9 protein-coding genes are annotated in these 10833 nt (G+C 65.6%); 7 read left to right on the top strand and 2 right to left on the bottom strand.

Features of this window, described 5'->3' with window-relative positions:
* From PO883_RS29370 to PO883_RS29345, 6 genes are all read left to right on the top strand, one after another.
* Window positions 1–361: tetratricopeptide repeat protein (locus tag PO883_RS29370; protein ID WP_289312918.1), on the top strand; the 361-nt coding region annotated here is incomplete at its 5' end.
* Window positions 358–1044: a chemotaxis protein CheW gene (locus tag PO883_RS29365; RefSeq protein ID WP_289312917.1), complete on the top strand. Its 687-nt coding sequence runs from the start codon at window positions 358–360 to the stop codon at window positions 1042–1044. The genes PO883_RS29370 and PO883_RS29365, both read left to right, overlap by 4 nt.
* The gene (locus PO883_RS29360; RefSeq protein ID WP_289312916.1) at window positions 1041–3308 is read left to right on the top strand and encodes a hybrid sensor histidine kinase/response regulator; all 2268 of its coding nucleotides are present in this window, start codon (window positions 1041–1043) and stop codon (window positions 3306–3308) included. Before PO883_RS29365 ends, PO883_RS29360 begins: the two co-directional genes overlap by 4 nt.
* On the top strand, window positions 3305–4324 hold the full coding sequence (cheB, locus tag PO883_RS29355) for a chemotaxis-specific protein-glutamate methyltransferase CheB (RefSeq protein ID WP_289312915.1): 1020 nt from the start codon (window positions 3305–3307) through the stop codon (window positions 4322–4324). The genes PO883_RS29360 and cheB overlap by 4 nt, the downstream gene beginning before the upstream one ends.
* Window positions 4325–4355: 31 nt before the next feature.
* Complete coding sequence (locus tag PO883_RS29350) at window positions 4356–5402, top strand: diguanylate cyclase (RefSeq protein WP_289312914.1); 1047 nt, start codon at window positions 4356–4358, stop codon at window positions 5400–5402.
* A 12-nt stretch (window positions 5403–5414) separates the two neighbouring features.
* The gene (locus PO883_RS29345) at window positions 5415–5726 is read left to right on the top strand and encodes a pyrimidine/purine nucleoside phosphorylase (RefSeq protein WP_289312913.1); all 312 of its coding nucleotides are present in this window, start codon (window positions 5415–5417) and stop codon (window positions 5724–5726) included.
* A gap of 137 nt (window positions 5727–5863) precedes the next feature.
* Here PO883_RS29345 and PO883_RS29340 read toward each other — a convergent pair whose 3' ends face one another.
* Window positions 5864–8986 carry an exo 1,3/1,4-beta-D-glucan glucohydrolase gene (locus tag PO883_RS29340; RefSeq protein WP_289312912.1) on the bottom strand — a complete coding sequence of 1041 codons (3123 nt, stop codon included), beginning with the start codon at window positions 8984–8986 and terminating at the stop codon, window positions 5864–5866.
* A gap of 148 nt (window positions 8987–9134) precedes the next feature.
* On the bottom strand, window positions 9135–10163 hold the full coding sequence (gene murB, locus PO883_RS29335; RefSeq protein ID WP_289312911.1) for a UDP-N-acetylmuramate dehydrogenase: 1029 nt from the start codon (window positions 10161–10163) through the stop codon (window positions 9135–9137).
* A 125-nt stretch (window positions 10164–10288) separates the two neighbouring features.
* Between murB and PO883_RS29330 the strand changes: the two genes are divergently transcribed.
* Window positions 10289–10774, top strand: coding sequence for a YajQ family cyclic di-GMP-binding protein (locus PO883_RS29330; RefSeq protein WP_099881460.1), 486 nt, complete (start codon window positions 10289–10291; stop codon window positions 10772–10774).
* Window positions 10775–10833 lie beyond the last annotated feature (59 nt).

Genomic DNA, 10833 nt, shown 5'->3' with positions numbered 1-10833 from the left:
GCCGGCTACCGCGCCGCCGCCAGCAGCGGACATGCTGGCGCGCGCGCGCCGCCAGGCCGACCTGGGCGACTACAGCGGCGCCGCGGCAGCCTGCCGCGAACTGCTCGAGCAGAACCCCGATTCGGCCGACGCCTACTTCATCCTCGGCATGGTCAGCGAATGCGAACAGCGCATCGCCGAAGCGGGCGACCACTGGCGCCGCTGCGTCTACCTGCAGCCGGACCACTACGAAGCGCTGTGCCACCTGGCGCTGCTGGCCGAACAAAGTGGCGAGCCGGCCCAGGCGGCCGCCCTCAAGCAGCGCGCCGCGCGCATCTACCAGCGCCGCAATGACGGCGACCAACGCAAAGGCGCCCCATGACGACCGCGCCCGACCAGCCGCACGCGCTGGACCTCGACGATTGCTGGAACAGGATCGGCGTGGCCGGCGACCTCAGTTGCCCCAAGCTCGCGCAGCATGTCCACTGCCGCAACTGCGATGTGTACGAGGGCGCGGCGCGCCACAGCATGCGGCGCCCGGTCGGGCCGGGCTACCGCGACGACTGGGCCGCCCTGCTGCGCCAGCCGCAGGCCGAGCGCGCGCGCCACGACCACTCCGGGCTGGTGTTCCGCCTGGGGCGCGAATGGCTGATGCTGCCGACCCGGATGGTGTCCGCGGTCGCACCGCTCGCCGCCAGCCACTCGCTGCCGCACCGCAGCGGCGGCGCCCTGACCGGCATCGTCAACGTCGGCGGCACCCTGGCGCCAGCGATCGCGCTGGCCAGCATGCTCGGGATCGATGAAAACGACGCCCCGGCCCAGGGCGGACGCCACGTGTTCGCGCGCCTGCTCGTCATCGTCTGGGAAGAGCAGCGCTTCGCCCTGCCGGTGGCCGACCTGCACGGCATCCTGCGCTACGGCGCGGCCAGCGTGGGCGCGCCGGCGGCCACCCTCAACAAGGGCTTGCAGCGCTTCATCACCGGCGTGCTGACCCACGGCGAGATGCGCATCGGCGTGCTCGATGCGCCGCTGGTCGGCCACCAGCTGACAAGGTTGCTGCGATGAGCACCGGCGGCGGCGACCTCAGTCAATTCTCGATGCTGGACCTGTTCCGCATGGAGGCGGACGGCCAGACCCAGGTCCTCACCGATGGCCTGTTGAGCATGGAGCGCGGCGGCGGCGACGCTTCCACCCTTGAGGCGATGATGCGCGCCGCCCATTCGATCAAGGGCGCGGCCGCCATCGTCGGCCTGGACGTGGTGGTGCAGCTGGCGCACGGGATGGAAGACGCCTTCATCGCCGCCCAGAACGGCCAGCTCCAGCTCACGCCCGCGCGCATCGACGCGCTGCTGGCCGGGGTCGACCTGATACTGCAGTTCTCGACCCTGGACGAAGCCGCTCTGCCGGCCTGGCTGGAACAGCACGGCGCGCGCATCGCCGCGGCGCTGAACAGCATCGCCGGCATCGCGCTGATCGAGTCGGCGCCCGCACTCGACCCGATTGCGGCGCCGCCGCAGCCGGCCGTGCCGGTGCTGGAAGCGGCCACGCCGCCGCTGGCGAGCGCCCCCGACGACATGGCGCCGCAGCGCGCCCATGGCGCGCCCAAGGCGGCCCAGAACTTCGAGCGCCTGCTGGCCCTGGCCAGCGAGTCGCGCATCAACGCGCACCAGATGCACCCCTTCATCGCCCAGCTGCAGCGCTTCAAGCGCAACCAGGCCAGCCTGTTCCAGGCGCTCGAACAGCTGCACGATGCCGTGGTGCGCGGCGGCGACCAGGCCCTGATCGAACAATCGGCCCTGGCCGGCCAAAAGGCCCACCCGCTCAAGCAGTTCATGCTCGAACACATGGCCGACATCGAAAGCTACGAGCGGCGCCTGCTGGGCGTATCGAAAAACCTGGTCGATGAAGTGCTGACCCTGCGCATGCGCCCTTTCCGCGATGGCGTGCAAGCGTTCCCGCGCATGGTGCGCGACCTGGCGCGCAGCCTGGGCAAGGAAGCGCAGCTCCTGATCGAAGGCGAAGACACCCTGGTCGACCGCGACATCCTGGCGCGCATCGAAAGCCCGCTCAACCACATGCTGCGCAATGCCGTCGACCACGGCATGGAAACCCAGGCCGAACGGAGCGCCGCCGGCAAGCCGGCGCTGGGTAGCATCGTGCTGGAGGCGCGCCACCGCGCCGGCATGCTCAGTATCGAGATTGCCGACGACGGGCGCGGAGTCGACATCGAACGGATCCGGCGCCAGGTGGTCGAGCGCAAGATGGCCAGCGCCGCGATGGCGCAAGCCATGTCGCAGCCGGAACTGATCGAATTCCTGTTCCTGCCCTCCTTCAGCCTGAAGGAAACCACCAGCGCCATTTCCGGGCGCGGCGTGGGGCTCGACATCGTGCACCAGACCATCCGCGAACAGAATGGCACGGTGCGCATCGAGTCCGCGCCCGGCGAGGGCTTGCGCACCTTCATCACCCTGCCGCTGACCCAATCGATCGTGCGCGCACTGGTGATCGACGTCCAGGGCGAAGCCTACGCGATCCCCATCGTCAAGGTCGAGCGGGTGCTCAAGGTGCCGCAAAGCGAGATCCACACGCTGGAGCACAAGCAGTTCTTCGACTTCGGCGGCGAGCACCTGGGGCTGGTCTCCGCCGCCCAGGTACTGGAACTGGGCCAGATCGGCAGCGGCGCCGGCGAACTGCCGGTGGTGGTGATCGGCGCCGCCCAGCGCCGCTACGCGCTGGTGGTCGACGCCATCCGCGGCGAACAAAGCCTGGCGGTGCAGGCGCTCGACCCGATCTTCGGCAAGATGCGCGACATCAGCGCCGGCGCCCTGCTCGACGACGGCGCCCCGGTCCTGATCCTCGACGTGCCCGACCTGCTGCTCTCGATCGACAAGCTGCTGCACGAAGGCGGCCTGCACCAGCTGGGCGCGCGCGGCGGCCCCGAAAAACGCAAGGTCAAGCGCATCCTGGTGGTGGACGACTCGCTCACCGTGCGCGAGATGGAACGCAAGCTGCTGCAGGGGCGCGGCTTCCAGGTCGACATCGCCATCGACGGCATCGACGGCTGGAACGTGGTGCGCAGCGGCGACTACGACCTCCTGATCACCGACGTCGACATGCCGCGCATGGACGGCATCGAACTGGTTGGCCTGGTCAAGAAGGATATCCACTTGTACAAACTGCCCGTCATGATCGTCTCCTACAAGGACCGGCCGGAAGACCGCGCGCGCGGCATGAGCGCCGGCGCCGACTACTACCTGACCAAGGGCAGCTTCCATGACGAAACCCTGCTCAACGCCGTGTTCGACCTGATCGGAGAAGCCGGCCTATGAAAATCGGCATCGCCAACGACGTCGCCATGGCGGCCGAAGCGCTGCGCCGCGTGGTGGCCAGCACCAGCGAACACCAGGTGGTGTGGATCGCCCGCACCGGCCTGGAAGCGGTGCGCATGTGCGCCGACAACCGTCCCGACCTGGTGTTGATGGACCTGAACATGCCGCAGCTGGACGGGGTCGAAGCAACCCGCCAGATCATGCAAAAGACCCCGTGCGCGATCCTGGTCGTCACCGGCCAGCCGCAGGACAATGTCAGCCAGGTGTTCCGCGCGCTCGGTGCCGGTGCGCTCGACGTCACCGCCACGCCGCTGCTGGCGCGCGGCGGCGGCGGCGACGCGGCGCTGCTGCACAAGATCAAGACCATCGGCAAACTGATACGCGTCAGCGGCGCCGACACCCTTCCCGCGCAGGCGCCCGAACGCTTCAACGGCAAGATCAAGCACCTGCTGGCGATCGGCTCCTCGACCGGCGGCCCGATCGCGGTGGCCAAGGTGCTGGCCGGCTGGACCCCGGCGCCCGGCACCGCCATCGTGGTGGTCCAGCACATCGATGAAAACTTCGCCGCCCATTTTTCCAAGTGGCTGGGCGAGCAGCTGGTGATGCCGGTGCGCGTGATCGACGACGGCGACCCGCTCGAAGCGGGCTGCGTGCAGATCGCCCGCACCAACGACCACCTGGTCCTGAGCGCGCGCCACCGCCTGCACTACGACGTAGCGCCGCGCGACTACGCTTACCGGCCCTCGGTCGACGTGTTTTTCCACTGCGTGGCGCAGCACTGGGAGAACGACGCCACCGGCCTGCTGCTGACCGGGATGGGGCGCGACGGCGCCAACGGCTTGCTCGCCATGCGCCAGGCCGGCAAGGCCACCATCGCCCAGGACCAGGCCAGCAGCGCTGTGTACGGCATGCCACGCGCCGCCGCCGAGATTGATGCCGCACAGCAAATTTTATCCTTGGAAAACATCGGACGGGCATTGCGCAGTAGAATTGGGACCAAGCCGGCCGGTAACTAGCGCCGCCATTTTCACCGACAAGCCTACACCGATGTCTGACGTTTACAAAACCTACATGCCGGAACCGGCCGTTTTCAAGGTGCGGGTCCTGATGGTGGACGACCAGCCGATCATCGCCGAGGCGGTGCGGCGCATGCTGGCCGACCAGCCGGACATCGAATACCACTACGTGCTCGACTCGGCGCTGGCGGCCGACAGCGCCGAGCAGCTGCAACCGACCGTCATCCTGCAAGACCTGGTCATGCCCGGCATCGACGGCTTCGGGCTGATCGCCCTGTACCGCGAGCGCGACAGCCTGCGCCACGTGCCCGTGATCGTGCTCTCGTCCAAGGAAGATCCCACGCTCAAGGCGCACAGTTTCGCGGTGGGTGCCAACGACTACCTGGTCAAGCTGCCGGACCGGCTCGAACTGCTGGCGCGGGTGCGCTACCACTCGGCGGCGCACATCAGCCGGCTGCAGCGCGACGAAGCGTTTCGCTTCCTGCGCGAAAGCCAGCACCAGCTGGCCGAAGCCAATATCGAACTGCAAAAGCTCGCCGCGCTGGACGGCCTGACCGGGATTGCCAACCGGCGCCGTTTCGACGACGTCATCGACCTCGAATGGCAGCGCGGGCAGCGCGAACAGAGCGCGCTGTCGGTGCTGATGTGCGACATCGACTGCTTCAAGGCCTACAACGACAGCTTCGGCCACCTGCCGGGCGACCTGTGCCTGAAGAAGACCGCGGCGGTGCTCACCGAACACCTCAAGCGGCCGGCCGACCTGGCGGCGCGCTACGGCGGTGAAGAGTTCGCCATCATCCTGCCCGATACCGACCTGGCCGGCGCCCGGGTGGTGGCCGACGCCGTGCGCACGCACCTGGAAAAGCTGGCGATGGACAATCCGCAAGCGCCGGGCGGCATCGTCACCATGTCGATCGGCGTGGCCAGCGTGGTCCCGTCGCGCACCGACACCGCCGAACAACTGATCGCACGCGCCGACAAGGCCCTGTACGCCGCCAAGACGGCCGGGCGCAACCGCGTGTGCGTGGCCGAAGCCGAGGCCGAAGCCGAGGCCGAAGCCGCCCCTCTCCCCACCTGAAGAAGGAAGTCCATGAGCACGATTCAAAACGTCACCGTCAGCAAGAAATCGACTATTTTCTTTGACGGCAAATGCGTGTCGCACACGCTGTTGCTGGCCGATGGCAGAAAGAAAACGGTGGGCGTGATTTTCCCGTCGCAGCTGACGTTCAACACGGCGGCACCGGAAGTGATGGAAATCGTCGCCGGCAAGTGCCGGGTTCGGCTGGCCGGCAGCGACGCCTGGCAAGACTACCAGGCTGGCGAGCGCTTCAGCGTCGGCGCCGACACCGCCTTCGACATCGAAACGACCGAGACGCTCGACTACGTCTGCCACTTCGGCTGAACTGCGGCGAGTAGCGCGTGAACGGGGAATCGACGCATCCCGATCGCGCGCTCAAGACGCGCCGCGCCATCAGCGGTGCGCGCATTCCCAACGAAAAACGCACGCCCCCGGCGTGCGTCCTCGACTGCTACCAGCGATTACTGCACAAAGCGGATCTGGCGCAGCTTGTACTTCACCCCCTGCTGATCGCCCCACTTAGGCAAGGTGCCGAACGGCATGCCGATGTTGCGCAGGTCAAAGCACGGATCGGCCGCCGCAATCAGCGCGCTGACCTTGACCGTGACCGGCGTCCAGCTACCCGCGGCCGGACGGCCGAACAGATGATCGCCCGACTTGCAATTGCTGCCCGGGCTTTCCATCTTGACCGCCAGGCCGCCGCTGTTGGCCCCGTAGCTGCCGACATTGATCTCGAACTGCAGGGTGCCACTGGCGAAGTTGCTCAGATTCACAGGCGTGCCGGTGATCATCACCAAGCCGTCGCCACCGTCGGCGGCGAAGTGCAAGTCCAGCCCATCGGCGGGCGTCATGCTGGCCTTGGTGTGGCTGCCATTGGACGAGTAGGTGCTGAGCACCAGGTCGCCCGTCAGCGCGCCTGCATTGAACACGCCGTAAGTCGGCCCCGGCAGCGGCGGCCCGACGACCACCGGTGGCGGCACCAGGCTGGCGCAGGTGGCGGCATCGGCATCCCTGGCCGCGCCCGGCACCCAGCGGATGTTGGCAAACGAGGCGACAAAAGCTTGCTCGGTATAGACCAGGAATGGCGTATCGATCAGGGTGAAGTCGGCGCCCTTGGCGCCAAAGCAGGACAGCGGCAATTTCACGGTACGTTTCACCTCCAGCGGCAAACCCTTGAACAAGGTCGTGCCATCCACCTCGCCCGCGCACGGGTGCTTGCAGTCCACCCGCATTTTCACCGCGCCGGCCGGCGCCTTGTGCACGATGGTGTCGAACACCAGGGCCGCGTCGGCGTTGAGGTAGTTTTCACGGTCGGCCGTGGTGGCCGCTTGCGAATAAAACTGGCCGGCGCCGCTCCAGGTGATTTTCTTGCCGTCCTGCTGGATAGTGATCTGGGTCGTCTCGGCTTTGACGTTGGGCAGCGTGGTGACCGCGTTCAAGTCGGCGCCCAGCGCCAGCGACCAGGCACTGGGGTCGCCGATACGGGCCGTGTAGGGCGCCTGGTCGGCTGAACGGAACACCTCCAGATCGCTACTCGCCTGGCTGCCGTTACCGGCGATCTGGGCGCAACCCAAGGTCGGCGCCGTTTCGTCGAGCTTGGCCAGCCTGGTGTCGTCCGCGTAGCGCATGCCGAAGCCATAGGCAAATAGCGGATCGTAGTTGGGGTCGCCTTTATTGGCCATCTGGCAAGCCGTTTTCGGCCAGGAGAACGACAGCTTGCCGTTCAGGTCCAGATTGACGTCGCCATTGTCCTTGCGGAACAGGACATCGGTGACACCCTTGCCTTCGGTGCCGGGCAGCCAGGCCACCACGAACGCGCTTGAGCGGTTCAGTTCCTTGTTGACCCAGACTGGACGGCCGGTGATCAGCACCGTGACCACCGGCACGCCCTTGCCGCTGACAGCATCGAGCACGGCCAGGTCTTCCGGATAGCGGCGCGCGTGCTCCAGGGTGCCGCTCCTGCCGATGTCGCCCACGCCTTCGGCGTATGGGGTTTCGCCGATGACGGCGATGACGGCCTTGAAGTCGGCCACGTTGACGTCCGCGGCGTTCTGGCGGTAGACCACGTTGGCGTCGCCGGCTACTGACTTAATAGCAGTCAGGATGCTGTCGGCGTTCGGGAAGTCGGCATTGGTATTGGCCGTGCCCTGCCAGGTAAGCGACCAGCCGCCGGTTTGATTGGACAGATTGTCGGCGCTCTTGCCGACCACCAGGATCTTTTCACCGCGCTTGAGCGGCAACACCTTGTTATCGTTTTTCAGCAGCACCAGCGACTTTTGTACCGCTTCGCGCGCCAGGGCACGATGCTGCAGACGGCCGGCATCGGTGTAGGGGCGTTCGAGCGGCGCCTTGGCGCTCATGATGCCGGCGCGAAATTTCACGCGCAGGATGCGGGTGACGGCATCATTGATGCGCGCCAGTGGAATGTCGCCCTTGTTGACCGAGGCGATGGTGTTGTCGATAAACTCTTTCCACTTTTCCGGGACCATGATCATGTCGACGCCGGCGTTGATCGCTTGTGGGCAACTGCCGTCGCTGCAGCCCGGCACTTGGGCGTGGCCGTTCCAGTCGCCGATGACGAAGCCGTCGAAGCCCATCTTGGTCTTGAGCACATCGGTCAGCATCTCTTTGCTGCCGTGCATCTTACCGACCTTGATGTTCAGGCTGTCATTGTCCCAGCTGTTAAACGAGGCCATCACGGTCTGGGCACCGGCGCCCAGGGCGTGGTAATACCCTTGGCCATGGATGTTGATCATGTCGTTGCGGCTGGACAGGTTGACGCCTTGATCCCTGCCCAGGTCGGTGCCACCGTCGCCCATGAAGTGCTTGGCCGTGGCGATGACGTTGCCGCTGCCGGCAAAATCGTTCTGCAAGCCCTTGACCATTTCACGGGCGTATCTGGTGACGATCAAGGGATCTTCGGAATAACCTTCATAGGTGCGGCCCCAACGGTCATCGCGCACCACCGCGAGGGTCGGGGCGAAGGTCCAGTCGATACCGGTGGAAACTACCTGAGCGGCCACGGCCGCGCCGATGCGGCGCATCATGGCCGGATCGTTGGCAGCGCCCAGGCCGATGTTATGCGGGAACATGGTAGCGCCGAACACATTATTGTGGCCGTGCACCGCGTCGGTGCCCCAGATCACCGGAATCTTGACCTTGGAATCGGTGGCCATCGACGCTTTCCAGTAGGCGTCGGCCAGCTTGAGCCACTCTGCCGGGGCGGCCAACTTGTTGTTGTTCGGAAAAGAACCGCCGCCGTTCAGCACCGAACCGATGTAGTACTGGCGCACCTGGTCCGGGGTGATACTCTTGATTTCCGGCTGGGTCATCTGTCCGACTTTCTCCGCCACGCTCATCCCGGCAACGATGGCGGCGATGGCCGATTCGGTCGCCGGATCTTTCTTGATATCGCTGGTCACGTTGGGGAAGTCGCTGTACTGCGCCACCTTGTCGACGGCGACGGGCGGCGTGGGGGTCTCCGGCTTGGCCGGGTCGCTATCGCCATCGCAGGCGGCCAGCATCGCGCCACAGACGGCCGCTGCCAGCCCGCTCCGGATCAAGGTACGTAACTTGTCTTGCATGTTGTTTTTCTCCCGTTTGAATGGCCGCCGCCCAAAATTGGAAGCGCTTCCCTTGCACATTCATTATTTATCAGAATTGATTAAAAAGATAATATTTTCTGATCTATCGACGGGATTGGCGCGCCCGCCGCAGGCGCGCAGGAGCAGGCTAGATGAAGACGGGCTCGGTTTCGAGGGCGACGCCGAAGCGCGCCAGCACATCGGCCTGGATCGCACGCGCCAGCGCGAGCACCTCGGCACCGGTCGCGCCGCCGCGGTTGACCAGCACCAGCGCCTGCTTTTCGTAGACGCCGGCCGCGCCCAGGCTGCGCCCTTTCCAGCCGCATTGGTCGATCAGCCACCCGGCCGCCAGCTTTTCGCTGCCGTCGCCCTGGGCGTGATGCACCAGCGCCGGATGCGCCGCCAGCAAGGCCGCGCACTGCGCCGCGCTGACCACGGGATTCTTGAAGAAACTGCCGGCATTGCCGATCTGCGCAGGGTCGGGCAGCTTGCGCCGCCGGATCGCCACCACCGCGTCGCTCACCTGCTGCGCCGTCGGCGAGGCCAGCCCCGCCGCGGCCACTTCCTGCGCCAGTTCGGCATACTTGAGATTGGCCACCCACGCGCGCGGCAGCGCGAACGTGACGTCGACAATCACCAGCCCGGCCCCGCCGGCATGCTTGAACACGCTGTCGCGGTAGCCGAAGCGGCAAGCCGCCGCATCCATCACCCGCAAACGCCCGCTGGAGAGCTCGAACACGGTCAGCGCGTGGAACAAGTCCTTCACTTCGGCCCCATAGGCGCCGATGTTCTGGATCGGCGACGCTCCCACCGTGCCGGGAATGAGGGCCATGTTTTCCAGCCCGCCCAGCCCCTGCGCCAGCGTCCATTGCACGAAGCCGTGCCAGTTTTCGCCGGCGCCGGCGCGCACCAGGATGCTGCCGCCCTCCTCGCCCAGTACCGCGCGCCCTTCGATCGCCATGTGCAGCACCACACCGTCGAAATCGCCCGTGAGGACGATGTTGCTGCCACCGCCAAGCAGCAGGCGCGGCAGCGCGGCGAGGACGGGATCGGCCATCACCTGCGCCAGCTGTTCCACCCGGGTGAGCTTGAGATAGGCGCGCGCGCGCGCGTCGATGCCGAAGGTATTGACAGCGCGGAGGGAGAAATCGGGCGAAATGACAAGGTCTGGTTGCATGAATGAGCGTCGTTTAAGCATTTAGGGGGCCAATCCGGTAAAAAACCGGGTCAGCACAGGGGCGCCGCCCCGGTTGTCCGTTAAAATATCGGCATTCTACATTTTGCAAGTAAAAGGATCCCATTATGCCGTCGTTTGATGTCGTCTCCGAAGCAGACATGATCGAAGTGAAAAACGCTGTCGAACAATCGAACAAGGAAATCACCACCCGTTTCGATTTCAAGGGCAGTTCCGCCAAGGTCGAGCAGAAGGACACGGAACTGACCGCCTTCGCCGATTCCGATTTCCAGCTCTCGCAGGTGCGCGATGTGCTGACCAACAAGCTGGCCAAGCGCAAGGTCGATGTGCGTTTCCTCGACGAAGGCAAGATCGAGAAAATCGGCGGCGACAAGGTCAAGCAGGTGATCAAGGTGAAAAACGGCATCGAAACCGACGATGCCAAGAAGATCGTCAAGGTCATCAAGGATAGCAAGATGAAGGTCCAGGCCAGCATCCAGGGCGAGTCGGTGCGCGTCACCGGCGCCAAGCGCGACGATCTGCAAGCGGCCATGGCCATGCTGCGCAAGGATGTGCCGGATATGCCGCTGGAATTTAATAACTTCCGCGATTGATCGTCCAATACGATCAATCGGCGCTTTTCGGGTCGGAATACCGGGAATTACCGAGAAAA

This window comes from Massilia sp. DJPM01, assembly GCF_030348125.1.
Lineage (GTDB): Bacteria > Pseudomonadota > Gammaproteobacteria > Burkholderiales > Burkholderiaceae_D > Telluria_A > Telluria_A frigida.
Note: the sequence above shows the minus strand (reverse complement) of the source record. Positions and strands in the feature narration are given on the sequence as shown.

What these genes read in the sequence shown, in the direction of transcription:
- PO883_RS29365 (WP_289312917.1), top strand. Translation starts at nt 358, where the DNA reads ATGACGACCGCGCCCGACCAGCCGCACGCGCTGGACCTCGACGATTGC.
- PO883_RS29360 (WP_289312916.1), top strand. Translation starts at nt 1,041, where the DNA reads ATGAGCACCGGCGGCGGCGACCTCAGTCAATTCTCGATGCTGGACCTG.
- cheB (WP_289312915.1), top strand. Translation starts at nt 3,305, where the DNA reads ATGAAAATCGGCATCGCCAACGACGTCGCCATGGCGGCCGAAGCGCTG.
- PO883_RS29350 (WP_289312914.1), top strand. Translation starts at nt 4,356, where the DNA reads ATGTCTGACGTTTACAAAACCTACATGCCGGAACCGGCCGTTTTCAAG.
- PO883_RS29345 (WP_289312913.1), top strand. Translation starts at nt 5,415, where the DNA reads ATGAGCACGATTCAAAACGTCACCGTCAGCAAGAAATCGACTATTTTC.
- PO883_RS29340 (WP_289312912.1), bottom strand. Translation starts at nt 8,986, where the DNA reads ATGCAAGACAAGTTACGTACCTTGATCCGGAGCGGGCTGGCAGCGGCC.
- murB (WP_289312911.1), bottom strand. Translation starts at nt 10,163, where the DNA reads ATGCAACCAGACCTTGTCATTTCGCCCGATTTCTCCCTCCGCGCTGTC.
- PO883_RS29330 (WP_099881460.1), top strand. Translation starts at nt 10,289, where the DNA reads ATGCCGTCGTTTGATGTCGTCTCCGAAGCAGACATGATCGAAGTGAAA.